This is a genomic window from Rubritalea profundi, from assembly GCF_002954445.1.
Classification (GTDB): Bacteria; Verrucomicrobiota; Verrucomicrobiia; order Verrucomicrobiales; family Akkermansiaceae; genus Rubritalea; species Rubritalea profundi.
In genome coordinates, this window is sequence record NZ_MQWA01000001.1 from 3,522,020 (window position 1) to 3,538,617 (window position 16,598).

At 48.1% G+C, this 16,598-nt stretch carries 17 protein-coding genes, 1 tRNA gene and 1 pseudogene; 6 read left to right on the forward strand and 13 right to left on the reverse strand.

The window, feature by feature from the left end; genetic code table 11:
- Window positions 1–924 carry a metal ABC transporter permease gene (locus BSZ32_RS15470; RefSeq protein WP_165788885.1) on the forward strand — a complete coding sequence of 308 codons (924 nt, stop codon included), beginning with the start codon at window positions 1–3 and terminating at the stop codon, window positions 922–924.
- Between the two features lie 172 nt (window positions 925–1,096).
- Window positions 1,097–1,264: a hypothetical protein gene (locus tag BSZ32_RS19000; RefSeq protein WP_165788886.1), complete on the forward strand. Its 168-nt coding sequence runs from the start codon at window positions 1,097–1,099 to the stop codon at window positions 1,262–1,264.
- Between the two features lie 257 nt (window positions 1,265–1,521).
- Here the strand turns inward: BSZ32_RS19000 and BSZ32_RS15475 are convergent, their stop codons facing one another.
- The 8 genes and pseudogenes from BSZ32_RS15475 to BSZ32_RS15510 form a co-directional block, all read right to left on the reverse strand.
- Entirely contained in the window at window positions 1,522–1,989 is a 468-nt protein-coding gene (locus tag BSZ32_RS15475) for a hypothetical protein (protein WP_165788887.1), read from the reverse strand.
- 242 nt (window positions 1,990–2,231) lie between these two features.
- On the reverse strand, window positions 2,232–2,531 hold the full coding sequence (locus tag BSZ32_RS19485) for a hypothetical protein (protein ID WP_129589787.1): 300 nt from the start codon (window positions 2,529–2,531) through the stop codon (window positions 2,232–2,234).
- Window positions 2,532–2,722: 191 nt separating this feature from the next.
- On the reverse strand, window positions 2,723–3,031 hold the full coding sequence (locus BSZ32_RS15485; protein WP_129589788.1) for a hypothetical protein: 309 nt from the start codon (window positions 3,029–3,031) through the stop codon (window positions 2,723–2,725).
- Entirely contained in the window at window positions 2,979–3,731 is a 753-nt protein-coding gene (locus BSZ32_RS15490) for a YfgM family protein (RefSeq protein ID WP_105044253.1), read from the reverse strand. The genes BSZ32_RS15485 and BSZ32_RS15490 overlap by 53 nt, the downstream gene beginning before the upstream one ends.
- A gap of 120 nt (window positions 3,732–3,851) precedes the next feature.
- Window positions 3,852–5,138, reverse strand: a complete 1,287-nt coding sequence (sufD, locus tag BSZ32_RS15495) for a Fe-S cluster assembly protein SufD (protein ID WP_105044254.1) — start codon at window positions 5,136–5,138, stop codon at window positions 3,852–3,854.
- Between the two features lie 121 nt (window positions 5,139–5,259).
- Window positions 5,260–6,705: a Fe-S cluster assembly protein SufB gene (sufB, locus tag BSZ32_RS15500; protein WP_105044255.1), complete on the reverse strand. Its 1,446-nt coding sequence runs from the start codon at window positions 6,703–6,705 to the stop codon at window positions 5,260–5,262.
- 112 nt (window positions 6,706–6,817) lie between these two features.
- A pseudogene (gene sufC / locus BSZ32_RS15505) lies at window positions 6,818–7,569 on the reverse strand (Fe-S cluster assembly ATPase SufC).
- An 86-nt stretch (window positions 7,570–7,655) separates the two neighbouring features.
- Window positions 7,656–8,060, reverse strand: a complete 405-nt coding sequence (locus BSZ32_RS15510) for a Fur family transcriptional regulator (protein ID WP_105044256.1) — start codon at window positions 8,058–8,060, stop codon at window positions 7,656–7,658.
- Window positions 8,061–8,201: 141 nt separating this feature from the next.
- Between BSZ32_RS15510 and hpt the strand changes: the two genes are divergently transcribed.
- The gene (gene hpt / locus BSZ32_RS15515) at window positions 8,202–8,723 is read left to right on the forward strand and encodes a hypoxanthine phosphoribosyltransferase (protein WP_206018883.1); all 522 of its coding nucleotides are present in this window, start codon (window positions 8,202–8,204) and stop codon (window positions 8,721–8,723) included.
- A 138-nt stretch (window positions 8,724–8,861) separates the two neighbouring features.
- Here the strand turns inward: hpt and miaB are convergent, their stop codons facing one another.
- Window positions 8,862–10,214: a tRNA (N6-isopentenyl adenosine(37)-C2)-methylthiotransferase MiaB gene (gene miaB / locus BSZ32_RS15520; protein ID WP_105044257.1), complete on the reverse strand. Its 1,353-nt coding sequence runs from the start codon at window positions 10,212–10,214 to the stop codon at window positions 8,862–8,864.
- A gap of 199 nt (window positions 10,215–10,413) precedes the next feature.
- Here miaB and BSZ32_RS15525 point away from each other — a divergent pair.
- Window positions 10,414–10,485, forward strand: a tRNA-Arg gene (locus BSZ32_RS15525).
- Between the two features lie 85 nt (window positions 10,486–10,570).
- Window positions 10,571–11,509, forward strand: coding sequence for a hypothetical protein (locus BSZ32_RS15530; RefSeq protein ID WP_105044258.1), 939 nt, complete (start codon window positions 10,571–10,573; stop codon window positions 11,507–11,509).
- Window positions 11,510–11,645: 136 nt separating this feature from the next.
- On the opposite strand, the gene BSZ32_RS15535 is transcribed toward BSZ32_RS15530, so the two are convergent.
- On the reverse strand, window positions 11,646–13,151 hold the full coding sequence (locus tag BSZ32_RS15535) for a DUF2779 domain-containing protein (protein ID WP_105044259.1): 1,506 nt from the start codon (window positions 13,149–13,151) through the stop codon (window positions 11,646–11,648).
- Window positions 13,152–13,472: 321 nt separating this feature from the next.
- Between BSZ32_RS15535 and BSZ32_RS15540 the strand changes: the two genes are divergently transcribed.
- A complete protein-coding gene (locus BSZ32_RS15540; protein WP_165788888.1) occupies window positions 13,473–13,817 on the forward strand; it encodes a DoxX family protein in 345 nt (114 codons plus the stop codon).
- On the opposite strand, the gene BSZ32_RS15545 is transcribed toward BSZ32_RS15540, so the two are convergent.
- The 3 genes from BSZ32_RS15545 to BSZ32_RS15555 form a co-directional block, all read right to left on the reverse strand.
- Window positions 13,818–14,183 carry a DoxX family protein gene (locus tag BSZ32_RS15545; protein WP_105044261.1) on the reverse strand — a complete coding sequence of 122 codons (366 nt, stop codon included), beginning with the start codon at window positions 14,181–14,183 and terminating at the stop codon, window positions 13,818–13,820. It abuts the gene before it with no gap.
- A gap of 146 nt (window positions 14,184–14,329) precedes the next feature.
- Complete coding sequence (locus tag BSZ32_RS15550; protein WP_105044262.1) at window positions 14,330–15,292, reverse strand: ADP-ribosylglycohydrolase family protein; 963 nt, start codon at window positions 15,290–15,292, stop codon at window positions 14,330–14,332.
- Between the two features lie 249 nt (window positions 15,293–15,541).
- Window positions 15,542–16,441, reverse strand: coding sequence for a DUF5718 family protein (locus BSZ32_RS15555; protein ID WP_105044263.1), 900 nt, complete (start codon window positions 16,439–16,441; stop codon window positions 15,542–15,544).
- Between the last annotated feature and the right edge of the window lie 157 nt (window positions 16,442–16,598).

Here is a 16,598-nt window from a genome sequence, read left to right on the forward strand (position 1 = left end):
ATGGTTGAGTGGATTGAGAGACCGTTTATTTTAGGGGCGGAAGATGTCTTTTACCTAGTTATGATGGCGTTTTTTGTGGCTCTACCGTGTTCACAATTAGGGGCGTTTTTAGTGCTGCGTCGCATGTCTTTGGTGGGGGATGCCATTAGCCATAGTGTACTCCCTGGGATTGTTGTGGCATTTTTGTTCACCGAGGATCTATCCTCACCCTGGTTGCTCGTTGGGGCTTCGGGCGCGGGACTCCTCGTTACTTTCATGATCGAGATGATCCATAGTAAAACGAGGGTGAAGCAAGACGCTGCCATCGGTATCGCCTTCACCAGCCTTTTCGCAATAGGAGTCATTCTTGTCAGTGTATACGCCAGTAAGGTGCACATCGATGCCGACTGTGTAGTCTACGGCAAGCTAGTCAGTATCCTCGACCACGATAGCGTTACTATGTTGGGCTACGATGTTCCCAAGCCGCTCGTTACCTCGGCAATTGTTGCCATACTGACCATGCTGACTGTTATTGTTTGTTACCGAATTCTTCTTTTGAGCTCCTTCGATCCTGGTATGGCTGCGTCTATTGGCTACCGTCCACGTATTGTGCATTACGCATTGATGGCGGTGCTTTCGATGGTGGTGGTGACTTCTTTTCAGGCGGTGGGGGCCATCCTAGTGATAGCACTGCTAATTATCCCGGCAGCGAGCGCGTATCTATGCTCGCATCGGCTAAAGGTAATGCTATTGCTCTCTGGAGTTCACGCGCTCATTTCCTCAGTGATGGGGCTCTACCTCTACGTTTGGATGGATTGTTCATTTGCTGCTGCAATGGTGGTGGCTGGCTCCATTCTCTTCCTGTTCGCTTGGTTCTTTGGCCCAGCAGACGGCATTATAATAAAAGCGTTCCACCGAAGATCCATCAGCCTCGGTAACGACTAAAATCGCACCAATGAACCCGGACATTAATTGGTGTTGTACGGCAAGGAATAGGGGGCGTAGGGCTCACCGAGTTTCACCTCTATAAGAGAAATTACTCCAGATATCTTAGGGGCTGTGACATTCGGTGATTGGAAAGTAATGAAAAACAAGTTATAAATTATAGATAGTAATTATGGATGAAGAACCAAAAATCAAAACTGTGCGTGTGCGTATCAATGTTGACGAGGGAGCGCCGCCGCGCTCTCGTACCGGTGAAATGATCCATGATCTTGTCACTTATACTAAAAATCTGATTCCATTCACGTCTAAAGAGGACTCTAAAAAAACAAAGAAAAAGTGAGATTTGTACTGCGATGTATCATGTTTTGATCGGTGCCGACAATTGGAGTATGTGTCACTAATACTGGCCACTCGATCCCTACAGATGTTGGATGAGTCTACGGTTGGAAGGTCTAAGGACTAGAGATCTAAGTCTTGTGATTTTGATCATTTAATATCGCTACCATGCGCTCTCACTGGAATTCGACTTTTAGGCATTTGACAGTCTGAAGGTAGGAGCGGAGATCGTAGGTAAAAGGCTCAAATATCTGAGCGATCTTAGTGCCTGAGAGTAATATTTTTTGAGCGGAAACTATCCAGTTTGGCTTTACTTATGTTCAATCTGTTTGTTTGAGTTGTACAAGCCACTCGTTTCTTTTGGTGAGTCACATGAGCTTTTGGCATTCTTGGTGAGTGGCTATTGGAGCTTGTGGCTCTGCTGTTGAGCTTTGACTGCAGGCTGCGGACTTCACTTTCGAGGGAGTTATTTTTTGAGTGTTCGGCATCGAGTTGGCAGTGCAAACGATTCTTCTCAGATTCTAAATTGTGGAGCCGTTGGCGGTGGTGGTGGATGTTAGTATTCCTCGTGGAAAGTTCACTCTTGAGTTGGCAAATATCATTTTCTAATGAGCTTATTTCTCTCTCTAGAGCATTGTGTTCTCCGATCACTTGGTTTGCCTGAGCGCTTAGTGCTTCTGCATCGTCCATTTGATATTGAACGTCTTGCTGAAGTTTAGCGAGATTCACGCTCTCATTTTTCATTTTATCAAACTCCCTCAAGGACCTCGAGTGGGAGGTTTGATATTGTGATTTGGCTGCTAGAGATTCTTTTTCTGCAGCAGTAGCCAGCACTTGAGCATCGACATAGTGCGATTGCAGTTTGCTGCTTTTGTCGGCTTCTCGTTTGGCTGAACGAGAAGCATCGTCGGCACGGGAGCGGGCTAGCTCAGCTTGTTTTTGTGCCTGTGCTGATTCGTTGATCTGATTTTCTAGCTTATGATGTAGTTTGGTGGCGTGTTCTTTTTCTGCTTGAGACTCAGAAATTGCCTGTAGTGATTGGTGCTTAGCTGCTGTGCAATTTTTTGTAAATCCGCAGCAGCATTTTCTCGAGAAGCAATCTTGTGTGATCGAGCTTCAACGTCCTCTTTGAGCTCAAGTGTCTCAAATTTTGAGGAACGTAGGTCTTTCCACCCCGAGTTGAGTTGATGGTGTGAAAGATAAACTCCAGCGGATGAGCCCAGGCTGAGAGCTAGAACTACCGACGTATAGAATACATTTTTTTGCCTCATGCCCATTCGACGTGAAGCTGGAGCTATTTATTCAAATGCTTCACAAGGACACGACAACAAACCCTGTGAAATTATACAGAATTGCAGAATGTCTCAAAATTTACAAAATCCATGGTTCCTGTATCAGATGCAAATTTTGTGAATTCTGATTTTTTTTGATAATTCTGTATAAAACTCTCTGAGCTGAAGGGCTAATAGTAATGATGGTCGTCAAGGTGATCTTTCTCAGCTTGGTGACGCAGTGAGTCACGGTGTTTCTCTAGCTGTTTGATGGTTGCTAGGAGAAGTGGTTTGTCCTCTTTGATAATCTCTTTCTTCGTCGGGTTGTCCCAAGGGAATTCCTCTAGCAGCTTGAGTGGTAATTCTTCGTCGGCCCATAGTTCATGGTGAGTCTGAGCGACTGCGAGAGCTTCTGAGGCGTGGCGCGTTGTGAGTTTGAGTGGTAGCTTAATTTTGCCGCATTGCGGGTTGAGCATGAAGGTGCAAAGAAAGGTTGGCATGATTGATAGCGCGAATGTGGCGCTTCATGCCGTTGGATTGCTCGTGCATCCATTGCCAGAGTGTGCGACCGCAGAGTTGGTCGTCGATCTCGTCCATTTGATCTGGCGTCCAGTCAGGAAGTTCCGTTTTGAAATGGAGGTAAGCTTGAGCTACTCTACTGGCGAGCGATTTTTCAAAATTCTCATTACTGGCTAGTTTTTCGGCCTCATCGAACTGTTGGTCAAAAAGCAAAGTGGCGCAGAGATCCGCGCGCAAGTGGAGTGGATCTTCCTCCGTGTAACTGAGGCCTAGATGTAAAATTTCAATAGCCGAGTCGTAGTCTTTCGTTTTGAAGTAGAGCTTGGCCATATGCTGAATGATCGCGAGGAAGCTATGCTCTTGCACATCTAGCTCACGGGTGATGACTACTTTTTCATCACCTTCTCCAGTTTCGACCTCGAGCTCAAACGGGCAGGGGAGAATCGCTTTTCCGATACTGATAGCGTTGAGTGCTTTTTCCCTAGATTGTGGAAATCTACTGTAAGTTTGAGTAAGAATCAACCAGGCTGGTAGGCAATTCAATGAAATATCAATAGCTCTGCGTGCAATAGTGCGTTGTTTCAATAGGCTGAATTTTGGCTTCCATTCCTGCAGTAGATCTTGAGCTCTGATGAGTGGGTCGGTGTCGTAGAATTCAAAAGTGTGGTTTTCTTTCTCCATGGGAAATGTGCTGTTCAGCTTGAGATAAAGTGAACGATAGCCTTCATTCTGATCAAGACTATAAACGAAAAAAGGCGACCTCACATTGAGGTCGCCTTCGTAAAGTGTGCGTTTAGCTAATTACGCGATGGTGGCGAACTTGGCATCGACGTAGCTGAGAACGAGTGCTTCGAGTGCTTCGTTGCCGATGCGTTCGATGACTTCCACGCAGAAGCCGCGAGCGATGAGCTGGCGCGCTTTCTTCGGGTGGATACCACGCGCCTGAAGGTAGAAAATTTCCTCGTCGCTGATCGCAGAAGCTGTGGAGCCGTGCGAGCATTTCACTTGGTCAGCGCTGATCTGAAGACCAGGCATGGAGTTGATTTCAGTGGTGTCGTCCATCAGCAAGTTACGGCAAGTCTGGTAGGCGTCAGTAAAATGCGCTCCAGGGTCCACAGTGATCAGGCCAGAGAACACAGTCTTTGATTTATCGTAGAGTGTGTTTTTGTAGAGCAAGTCACTGAATGTGTGCGGTGCAGCGTGGTGCTGGAATGTGCGTTGGTCAAACTTCTGCTCACCAGATGGGATGTTGAGCGAAAGCATGTCGGAGTTAGCCCCTTTGCCGCTAAGCAATGAGAGTGACTCGTTACGTGCCCATGCACAACCGATGTTGAGCGTGAATGCCTTTGCGTTGGAGTCGCGCTCAGCTGTCGTGTTATTGATCTGGATGATCTTCGAGCTGAGGTTGAAGTCTTGAATCGCGGAGTAGTTGAGCTGTGAGCCCGGCCCTGCGATGAGGTCGTTCATTGCGATGCAGAGACCAGCACCATCTCCGGCGCTCTTGAAGTAATCGACCACAGTGACCTTTGCATTCGCTTCTGTAACGATGAGGGTGTGCGGGAAGATCGCTAGCTTGTCACCTGCGAGAATGTGATACACCTCGATTGGCTTTACTACCTCCACGCCCTTAGGAACGTAAACGAAGAGTCCGTTGGAGAGGTGCGCTTTATGCAGTGCTGCAAACTTGGCTGAGCCGAGCTTGGAGTCACCCTTCATGAAGTGTTTCTCAACCAGCTCTGGGTGCTGCTGAAGTGCGTCTTCGAGTGGGAGACAAATAACACCATCTGGAAGATCCGCTTCAGCATGTGCGAGCGAGTCGTTAGTGAAGATGAACTGAGCAGATGTTTCGTCGAGACCTGAGATGGCAACATCGATGTCTTGAGAGTCAGCGAATGCCGCCGGTGTGAAGCTATCGAAATCGAGCTGCTTGAGTTCACCGAAACGCCAAGTCTCCATCTTGCGGGAAGGGGCTGGTGAGTCGAGGTAGGTCTGCCAAGCCGCGTTTTGCGCGTCAGTGAACCATTGTGGAGCATCAGCAAGTGTGCTGGGCTGTTCAGCAGTGATGCTTGGTAATTCTAAAGTTGTCATTAAGTGAGTATTAAGTGTGAAGTGTGAAGAGTGAAGTGGACTGGCAGCTACGCTGCAAAGAGTTTGGCACCAGCCTGAGCACAATTCTTAATTCTTAATTGTTAATTCTTAATTGTCGGATTTATCCGACTGAACCTTCCATTTCGAGGTCGATGAGACGCTTGAGTTCGACCGAGTATTCCATAGGAAACTCGCGGACGAGCTCGTTGATGAATCCGTTGACTGCGAGCGACATTGCTTGGCCTTCATTGAGTCCGCGTTGCTGCATGTAGAAGAGCATGTCTTCAGAAACCTGAGAGACGGATGCTTCGTGCTGCGTTACGTGCTGGTTACCGCGAACTGTGATTGCCGGGTAGGTGTCAGTGCGCGAGGTGCTATTGATAAGCAATGCGTCACACTCGGTGTTGTTCTTACAGCCTTTGAGGTGTTTAGGAATGTGAACCTGGCCGCGGTAAGTTGAGTTGCCTTTACCTACGGAAATGGACTTAGATACCACATTGGACGTGGTGTTGTCTGCAGCGTGGATCATTTTGGCACCAGTGTCTTGGAGTTGTCCGTCGTTGGCGAGAGCTATGGAGATTACTTCACCACGGGCACCTTCGCCTTTCATCACAACACCAGGGTATTTCATGGTGAGGCGTGAACCGATGTTGCAGTCGATCCAGCGGATCTCGGCATCTTCGTGAGCGATACCGCGCTTTGTCACGAGGTTGAATACATTGGATGACCAGTTTTGAACTGTAATGTACTGGATCTTAGCGCCTTTGAGAGCTACTAACTCAACCACTGCTGAGTGGAGAGTCGCTGTTTCAAATTTAGGAGCAGTACAGCCTTCCATATACATGACCTCAGATCCTTCGTCAGCGATGATGAGCGTGCGCTCAAACTGACCGAAGTTTTCAGAGTTGATACGGAAATAGGCTTGAAGTGGTTGCTTGAGCTTCACGCCCTTAGGGATGTAGATAAATGAGCCCCCGGAAAACACTGCGGAGTTGAGAGCAGAGAATTTGTTGTCTCCAGTTGGGATAACTTTACCGAAATACGGGCGGAAGATTTCTTCGTGCTCGCGGAGGCCTTCAGTAGAGTTGACAAAGATCACACCTTCTTTACTGAGAGCTTCTTTGACGTTCGAGTAAGCTGCTTCTGAGTCGAACTGAGCTTCCACACCTGCGAGGAATGCCCGTTCTTGTTGAGGAATACCGAGACGCTCGAAAGTTTCCTTGATGTCGTCTGGAACATCGTCCCAGCTACGTTTTGGCTGCTGACCATCTGAGAGGTAGTAGCGGATCGCGTCGAAGTCGATGTTGTTGAGGTCGTCCGTTGCCCAGTTAGTAGGCATCGGCTTGGATTCGAAAACGTCGAGTGCTTTGAGGCGGAACTCGAGGATCCAGTCCTTTTCTTTTTTGACGTTCGAAATATAGCGTACGGTGTCTGCATTGAGACCGTAACCAGCATCAAATTTGTGGTTCTCTGGGAAACGGAAGTCGCCCGTAGCGCGGTCGACGTCGATCGCGGCCTGAGTGTCCTGATCGATCTCAGGAGCAATTGTTGTGTCTGAAATTTCCATAATCGTAGAAGAGCCTTTTAGGCTCTTTTGAGTTAGGTGTTTTTAGGTTGAGTATAAAAGTAAGTATTGAGTTTGCCTGTATTTGCAAAGAGGCTGGAAGCCTCTTTTACGTTTAGACTGCTACAGGCTTGTTAGTGAGGTGGTCGTAACCTTTTTCCTCAAGCTCGAGAGCGAGCTCTGGGCCGCCACTCTTGACGATTCTTCCGTCAGCAAGAACGTGCACGTAGTCTGGTTTGATGTAGTTGAGGAGGCGCTGGTAGTGGGTGATCACGAGGAAGCCGCGGTTTGCGTCGCGAAGCATGTTTACTCCATCAGAAACAACCTTGAGAGCATCGATGTCGAGGCTGAGTCAGTCTCGTCTAGGATACAGTAACGCGGGTCGAGCATCATCATCTGGAGAATTTCATTACGCTTTTTTTCACCACCCGAGAAACCTTCATTTACTGCACGTGCAGTGAACTTACGGTCCATGTCTAGTACTTCCATCTTGGAGTAGAGATTCTTATAATAGGCTACAGCGTCGAGCTCGTCACCATCAGGAAGGCGGGCTGAAAGTGCTGCACGGATGAAGTTAGCATTAGAAACACCTGGGATTTCCATCGGGTACTGGAATGCGAGGAAGATACCGGCACGTGAGCGCTCATCTACGTCGAGTCCGAGCACGTCAACTCCGTCCATTGTGATAGAGCCAGCAGTCACTTCATAGTCGTCGTGTCCAGCAATGACTTTAGAAAGAGTGGATTTACCTGAGCCATTTGGTCCCATGATAGCGTGTACTTCACCCGTCGGGATTTCGAGGTTGAGTCCTTTGAGTATCTCGGTGTCACCGATTTTAGCGTGGAGATCTTTGATGATTATTGACATGACTTTTGTTGTGTAGTGTTTTGTTGATTTATTTAGGTTTTGGTTGCGATCGAAACCGCAAAAATTGTTTGGTGGGGGAAAGCTCTTTAGTTCTTAGGTAAAATACCGCGGAGTGTGATATCAAGGTTGGTGATATGAGTGTCTTCTGGGATATCGAGAAAATCGCTAAGCTTGATGCCATCTTTGAATTTGATATCGTGAATCGTACCCGTTATTTCATCGTGGAAGTGCCCGTGTTCATTGAGATTTGGACAATAGCGAGAAGATTCGCGCTCGAAGTTTACTTGCTTCACTGCCTTGTGCTCTACCAGTGTCTCGAGGCAATTATAGACTGTGGCAAGTGAGATGCCTGGTGTGCTGAGTTTCACCCGATCGTAAACATCAGCGGCAGTAGGGTGATCACGAGTTTCAGTGAGCACGCGATACACCTCCTTGCGCTGTTTTGTCATGCGCAAGCCTGGGATATTGAGTGTGTCTGTTGATGTGCTCATAACTTATGAAAAAGCTTAGCTCGGGGATTTAGCGCGATCAAGCCTTATTTAGAATAATTCTAAGTCTTAATAAAAACAAGAAATGCCGATGTTGATTGCTCAAAAGTGATTATTGGCTATAAAGAGTTAATGCATAGAGACGTGGAACGCATACTAATTAATGAGGAGGAGATTCGAGAGAGGCTCGATTTTGTAGCGAAGAAGGTGATGGCTGAATTTGCCTGCGATGGTCTAGTAGTCGTCATTTTACTCAAAGGAGCCTTAGTTTTTGCGGCAGATATGTGTAGAAGACTGCCTGTGACCATGACGGTAGAGTGTCTCAATATTTCTAGTTACCATGGTGATATTAAAACGAGTGGGAAAGTAGAGTTCCTCGATAAGAAAATGCCAGAGGTCGCGGACAAGAAAGTTCTCATTATGGACGACATTCTCGACACTGGACTGACGATGCGTGCTGTGACAGATGCTTTGCTGGCACTGGGAGCCGCCGAAGTGCGTAACTGTGTGCTTTTGAATAAACGGAAACAACGCGCCGGTGACTGCGAGGCCGACTTTAAAGCCTTCGATATCGACGATGAATTCGTCATCGGCTACGGTCTCGACTACCAAGGACGATATAGGAATCTTCCTTACGTGGGTGTGATGAAGCAGGGGGATATCTAGCAGTTTCATTCAGAGTCAACCAATCGTCTACTCATACAGAATAATCAGGAGTTCTCAAAATTCTGTTTAGAGTAGGACACGATAAGGCCCAAACCATTGCTGGATTGGACCTTGTGGGAATTTGGTATTTCTATTGGTCTAGTCTTCGATCGAATCGACTATAGGCGTGCCGTAGAGAGTGAAGCCGGTGCAGGCGTGAATCTTCGTTTTGAAGATCTTGCCCACTAGACGGTCTGAGTTGCCCTCGATGATGACAATTTTGTTCTGCCCCGTGCGTGAGTTGAGTGTGTCTGGGTTATTCTTAGATGGCCCAGTACAGAGCACTTCTTGAACGGTTCCTACTAGTGCGTGGTTCGTGCGCTGGGCGACTTCGTCGACCAAGGCGAGAAGGACTTGGTTTCGCTTCTCTTTGATTAGCTCAGGGATTTGATCCAGCCTTTCCGCAGCAGGTGTGTTGCGGCGTTCTGAGTAGCGATAGACAAAAGCATTGTCGAACTGGAGCTGCTCCATGGTGTCGAAAGTTTGCTGGAATTCCTCGTCAGTCTCACTCGGGAAGCCAACGATGACGTCGGTGGTGACTGACATCTCTGGACGCACCGCTTTGATTTTCTCAATGATATCGATAAACTTCGCGTTCTTGTACGGCCGGCGCATTTGTTTCAGTACTCGGTCGCTGCCACTTTGCATTGGGAAGTGAATGTGGGAACACAGCTTAGGCAGGTAGCCATACGCTGATATTAAGTCATCGCGGAAACCGATCGGGTGGGGCGAGGTGAAGCGGATGCGCTTGATCCCATCGATCGCATGCACTGCTTCGAGCAGCTGGACGAATGGTGACTTACCATCGACCTTTGGAAATTCTGTACGACCGTAGAGGTTGACGATCTGGCCAAGCAAAGTGACTTCTTTCACACCACGTTCGGCGAGGGTCTCACATTCTCTCACAATGTCAGCGATCGGCCGGCCACGCTCGCGGCCACGGGTGTCGGGCACGATGCAGTAGGAACACTTCATGTTGCAGCCCTGCATGATTGAGACGAAAGCTGTCGGGTCAGTCGTCGTATTGACGTGATCCTTGATCGTGTTCTGAGAGTCCTTTTCCTCCTCGATGTCGCAAATATTGTCGCCCTTGTAAGTCAGCTTGAGATCATCCATTCGGCGCTCAAGTCTGTCTTGCAGGATACTATTCACATATTCAAAGACCTTGTGGTACTTCTGGGTTCCAACTACCACATCGAGGTGGGGGATGTTTTGGAACAACTCGGAGCCGCGCGACTGAGCCATGCAGCCCATGAAGCCATAGACCACGTGTGGTTTACGCTGACGGTGCGCGCCCATGTGGCCCATTTTCCCCAGTGCCTTTTGCTCAGCTTGATCGCGAACCGAGCAAGTGTTGACAAGGATAGCATCTGCATCGAATTCATCTTTGGTGACCGTGTATCCACCTTCCGTAAACATCCGAGCAACCTGCTCAGAATCACGTTCGTTCATTTGTCATCCGTAAGTTTTGATAAATACGTTGGGCATCGGTTTGTTATCCTTTTAGGGTGAATGAGATAGCGCATTTCATCGTGAAACACCTAGATCGGGGTCGATGTCATAGCTAGGATTATACGGATTGCAAGTGGATTGAAGGCTTGTCACCACTAACATTCATGTCTAGCTTTGCACCGCAATCCCAGCACCCAACGCCCTGGTAGTTCAATGGATAGAACAAGGCTTTCCTAAAGCTTAGATAGCAGTTCGACTCTGCTCCGGGGTATTTTCTGGATTTGTAGATTTTGACACTCAATCACTTATGAAATTTATTGCTTGAAAGAGTGGTCTAATAATTGTGGTGTCTGCCGATGACCACCAAACCTATCAATGCAGAAGGATCGTCTATTCGGGAGTGGAAGCTCTATGTGTATAGGATGAACTGCAATTGTCTCAATAAAATGATGAGGTATCGGGATGTGGGCTTTGAATGGAAATACGCCATGTGGTGTATTCTCATTTTATTTACAAGTATTCGGGCAGGGGCTGGGCCCGCCAAAGGTGGTGGCAATAGAGAAGTAAAAATATTTCCAATTATAGCGAGCCAGGGGGTCGCAGTTGGCAAGGATCACTTCTATGCGATTAGCAACACATCTGTGCAGATGTGTGACAAATCCTCTGGACGAGTTCTGCGGAAATGGAAGGCAGATACTTCTCAGGAAGAGTTTTCCCATTTTAAACATTTGAATAGTGGGACCGTGGTTGGTGACAAACTCTATTGTGCGCATTCGCGCTACGGCGTGGATGCGAACAATTGCTCGGTCGAAATCTGGGATTTGGCAGGGGGGGAGATGGCGCATGAAAAATCGATCAAAATGCCGAGAGATCATGGCTCGTTGACCTGGGTCGATAAGGATTCCAATGGGGATTGGTGGATGTGTTATGGCGTCTATGGGAAAATAAAAAATCGCCAAACGCAACTACTACAATACCAATATGTTGATGGGGAGTTCACTCAGAAGGCGCACTATTTTTTCCCACATAGCGTGGTGGAGCATTGGGGCCGGATGAGTTGCTCTGGTGGTTCATGGGAGGCTGATGGGAAGCTTTACATCACAGGTCATGATCACGCGAGCGTCTACGTTCTGCAGATGGTAGAAGGCGAATTGCGCTTCCTACGTGAAGAAAAAGGTCTGGCGATAAAAGGCCAAGCCATTGCTTGGGACCGCTTCTCCGAGCATCCAACTCTCTGGGGAATAGTCAGAAATAAGCATGTGTCACGGACCCTGATGGCTCATCAGAAGGAGTAAATAGAATGTGCAGCAGCCCTATCGATAAGCGCTTATTCTAACACCAAAATCTGGTGGAGCTTTGTTCATCGTGATGCTCAAGTATCTAATAACTCCAGCAGTTCATCGACTTGTTTATAGCCCGCTGTTGGGCACTCTAACTCACAATGGATCTGGTTTGTTTACCAGTAAAGACCTCCCAGATGCGAACCATCGCCAGGGTGTCTAGCTGACAGTACTTGTCGAGCTGGTTGTAGATTTCGGTTTTACGTTCTTCGCTGGTGTCTGGGTGGATGGCTTCTTGGAAGGCGACCATGGCCATGTTGCCGTCTTTTACTCCATCTAGCTCAGAGTAGTCGAGGTCCGGGCTGATGGCTGGCAGGACAGATTTGATGCCCCACTTGCCGCACTGGCTTGGGTGGTAGTAGTGAGCACGGGCAATAGGTAGTAGGTCGACCAAGCGATCGGCGATAGCGCCGAGTTGCTTAGCATGCTGAGGGAAGTGCGCTGCTTGTTGGTTGATAATCTTTCGCTCAAACGCGATATTGTAGACAAAGATGGGACCGGAGTTGCCACAGTTTTGTAGCAGTGACTCGGTGAAGCCTAGGCGGGGATCATTGCCACTGAGATCAAGGAAGCTCTCCTGAGTGAACGTCCCGTCTTCATCTAGCACGTGGACACTGAATTGGAAGGGGAGTTGTTGGTAAGGACGTGTGCCTTTCCACATCGGTACGGCGCTGTTGGAGGTCTCGAAATCTAGGAAATAAGCTGGGAATCCGTACTGTGAAAGTTCTTCAACAGTGGCTTCACTATCGAAATAAGTTTCACCTGAAAGCGTGCACTGTTGGACCCTTTGTTGGATCTCCGAGAGGAAGTCCTTCGGCACATCCGCGAGCTCGACGACACCTTGTTCTGCTAGGAGATTAGCTTTCTTTCCATGAAAATTTGGCAACAGGCTGAGAGGGTGCTCAGCTTTACCATCCTCACGCGAGCAATGTGCTAGGAATGGGCAGGTAAATGGACTATGGCACTGAGTTCCACAGCCTATCTCAGGTTCATCTGTTAGCTTTATTGTGGCTTGAGCATCAGCGATCCATTGATTCATTTCAGCCACCCGCGACCTTACCTCCTCGGTGATGTCGTTCTCCAGCAATAAGCCCTGGTAATTTCCGTCGCCTGCGTAGACAAAGCTATTATCGATGTGTGCAACCGAGACTGAGTGTAACTTCGCTCCAGCTTGCTCGAACAGGTAATGCAGCAGGGCTGCGTCGTCGCGGTGGTAGTCTTTGGTTTTAGTGGCTGATTTCACTTCTACCATCTTCCAGCACAATTCGCCGCTAGTGCGACTGGGGATCATCACGTCGGCAAAGGCCAGTCCTCCAGCAACTTTGACTCCCGCTTCAAATATAGGTCTATCACCAGCGTCTAGCAGCTCGGCACTTTTCTGAAATACCTCATTGAATCCGAGCTCACTGATACTGATCTCGTAAGCATCTCCCGTCGTGTCGTAGATCTTCATAGCAATTTCCCCCACCCGGTTGCCGATACCAAAGACGTGCTGGTATGCCGAGTTGTCCCGGAGTTCGGGCTTGTGGATGTCTAACCAAAGCCTCTTCGGGCATTGTCTGAATGATACGAGCTTTGATTTGGAAAGATGACGCATGGAAATTAGATGGGAACGACCGCTAAGATGATGCCGAAAAACTGAGGCAAACTTTGAGAATTCGCCAGCCTAGAATGCTGTCGATCGTCATCTAATATGAATCGGGCACGACATTTCCACTTAGCCCACGTCACTTGCTTAAAACCTCACCTTGTATAATTGCGGCGCACTATTTCATTCTATCGGTGATAGAATGCACCTATATGATAGTTTCAACGTGCGGCCATGGCTGAACAGTAATCATCTGCTTGGCGCCAGTATTACGGCTAGAAGGGGCCTTGAGTATATCCTATTATTACAGGTTGTTATTGTAGCTATGCGGTGCGAAGATACAATATCGACACCGTACTCATCTGGATCTCTGCAGTTTCCTTTACCCTATTTGGATTTGGGTGCTTCTTCTCACGTGTGATGCGCCAAGAATATGATCGCTACGGGCTGCCTAAATTCAAAAATTTGATAGGCTTTTTACAGATACTAGGTGCGCTTGGGCTAGTGATTGGTATTCAGATACCTTGGGTAGGTCAGATAGCATCCATCGGCCTAGCAATCTTGATGCTCTGTGGGGTCGGTGTGAGGGTCAAGATCAAGGACACTACGAAGCAAACTCTGCCAGCGTTCGTCTACATGGTACTCAACGCATACCTCGCGATAGCTATCTATTAGCTAGGCTAATAAAATTACGGCAATGGCCATGGCGAGCATAAGTAGAGAGGGAGTCGCTTTTGCTAATGGGTCTTTCACCTTGATGTGCATACTGAAGGCTCCAAGCATCAGCAGAATAAGAAGCGCAGCTGATGGTCCAACGAGAGGCTGTAACCAAATGCCTGCAATCATCGATAGAGCGATGATCACCTTGAGAGCACCTATCAGATACATCATGAAGGCGGGTAAGCCATATACTTCAAACTCCTCACGCATCGATTGTGCTCCTCCACCTCGGTAGGGCGTCTTTTTACCTAAACGAAGCAGCCAAACATTCAGTAGTCCGACGGCAATGATCACTTGAAAAACATGTCTCAAAATATCCATAGGTCAGAACGTATCGGATAATATCCGATAATACAATCAACACATTGCCGATACTTATAGTTTCAACTTGTTTCAGTCTGTGGCGGTAGGCTGCCAGCTCAGAGCATGCGGCCAGTAGACTGATATATCTCGAGGGTTCTCGCGGATCAAATGTCATGTAGATTAGCGGTCCAGTTCGCAACTTTTTCAGGTTGAGAGATCGCAACGAGGGCGCCGACGACTGCTGCGCGGTGGCAGTTGTCACCGCCGACTTTTGCATTGGCTATGATTGCAGCCTCAAAGTCATTGTGGTATTTCCAAGCAAGATAAAGAGCGGCTGGGAAGGCTTGGTCAATGTAGCAGGCTGAGCTGAGCTTTCCCCCGACTATATCCCGGTCTTCTTGCCTAGCCCATACCGTCGATTTTTTTGTAGAAATCCAATCACCAGCAGATTGCATGATGGCTTGGCGCAGTGGGATTTCTTCTGAGAGGTCAATGAGTAATCTCGTTAGGCAGTCAGCAGCGCGCAGGACATTGCTGTGGCGATGCGTGAGTGTGACGTGGCTCTTAACTGTCAGTCTAATTTCATCTCGATCTCGTCCCTGTAAGGCTGCGACGAGTGCAGGGACGGTGGCAAGACCACCAATATGTTCGTCCTTGATACCGCACTTTCGAGGGTCTTTGCCTTGGGAGTATCGGGTGAAAAATCCGCGATGGTATTCTTCAAGGTAGGTATCGCGATGCCATCCAGGAGTGAGCATCTTTTCTATATAGAGCTCGAGCCATGCATTTTCTGAGTAGCCGCCAGCCTCTTTTACTTGTGCGTAAAGAAGTCTAGCCAGCTTGTAGTTAGCTGTATTTTCTCCAGCTAACAGGTTTTGATGGTAATGGATGTCAGGTTGTCCCCAGAAGCATGCTTGGTCGTGTAAGATATTTCCTTTTTCGTTGAGGGATGAGTACTGGGACCTCCACAGTATGCTATCAGGGTGCAGTTTCAGAGGACTAGTAAATACAGTAAGATCGGGGTAATCTCGATCTAATGCCTGACGATTATAATACCAGTGAACAGGCATAGCTAAAGCATCTGCGATGAGAGATCCGTGGTAGGCTGGTATGAGTGAGGGTGACATGCTGAGTGCTTTGTAGAGGGGGGGAGAGTTTACTGCAGTTATGTGTGTTAGGGGATTGGTTATTATAGTTGGTGGTGCTAACTCGTAGGAGTGATCCTGTTTGTGCAATCTGCGGAGGGAAGTCTATCAGATATATTGTTGAGCTGTAGTTGCTTCACATGCCTCATATTTTCACTAGAGGGGAATGAATCATCTATTCACAAGATTAGCGCGATATCTGAGTCCGCAAACACTATTTTGATATTCACCCTAGGCCTCCTGCGGCGAAGTGTTGGGGGGGGGGGAAATGGTAGTGACTTGTTGCTGAAGGATGAGTCGTGAGGCATTGCTCTCTGGTAAGGGGCTTCCAATCAATGATTTCTCTAGGGCTGAGGTGGTGTGCTGGTCTCCGTCGTAGGCTATGACGAGGATCTCGTCGTCTTCTTTGAGGAATCGCATCTCGCTGTTGCCAAATTCGGAATAGCAGGTGGCTCCGATGGCGATGATGCCGTAGGCGGGTTTAGAGGTCACTAACATCTGCCCAATAGGCTCGAGAGGGCCGTTGTCTTGCTGGGTGTTGATCTGGTTTACCATCCAATCAACCAGAGTCTGATTGGAATAACAGTAGTCGGTGACGGCGGTGTCTTTACCGTATTGAAGAAGCTCGCCATCGCGCTTGAGGTAGCAGGTGAGGCGGTAGTTGTCGCTTGTGCCTCCTTCGCGGGTGAAGTCATCGATGGATAGGATTTCTTTAGCCATCCCTTGAGAGGCGGCTCCCCAATTCTTTTTCTGACTGATTTTTGCAGCTGCGACTCTGCGAGAGCAGTCATTGAAGGCACTAAAGCCAAGTACTGAGATGTCATCTAACAATTTTTCATCACGGTCTGAGTACTCGAATTTTACCACCAGTGCGATTTCTGGCTCAGGCTGGAGGAATCCCTCGCTATTGTTATTGAGGCGATCGTGGGAAAGGGGATGGACGCCGAGAAAACTATCAGAACCTGGGATATACCATGGAAACATCCCCTTTGGAGCATTCTCCAGCGCCACGACTTCTTTAAAATCATCAGCCTCACCCGCTTGAGCAAGGTGCTCAGCCTGGTTCCCAGCAATACCTAGACCGACCCAGTCTTGCCCTTGGGTGATTTCATCGAGTGTGACAATTTTCATGGATACTAACTATCCTAGATTTCATATAATTCAAGACTCACTTAGGGCGCTAGTGATGATGGTTGCGGAGGGGTGCAGTGTTCAGTGTTCAGACAAGCTTGATGAATCAATGGCTAATTGTTGTTGAACTTATGTTGAATGCTATCAGTCAAAGGCC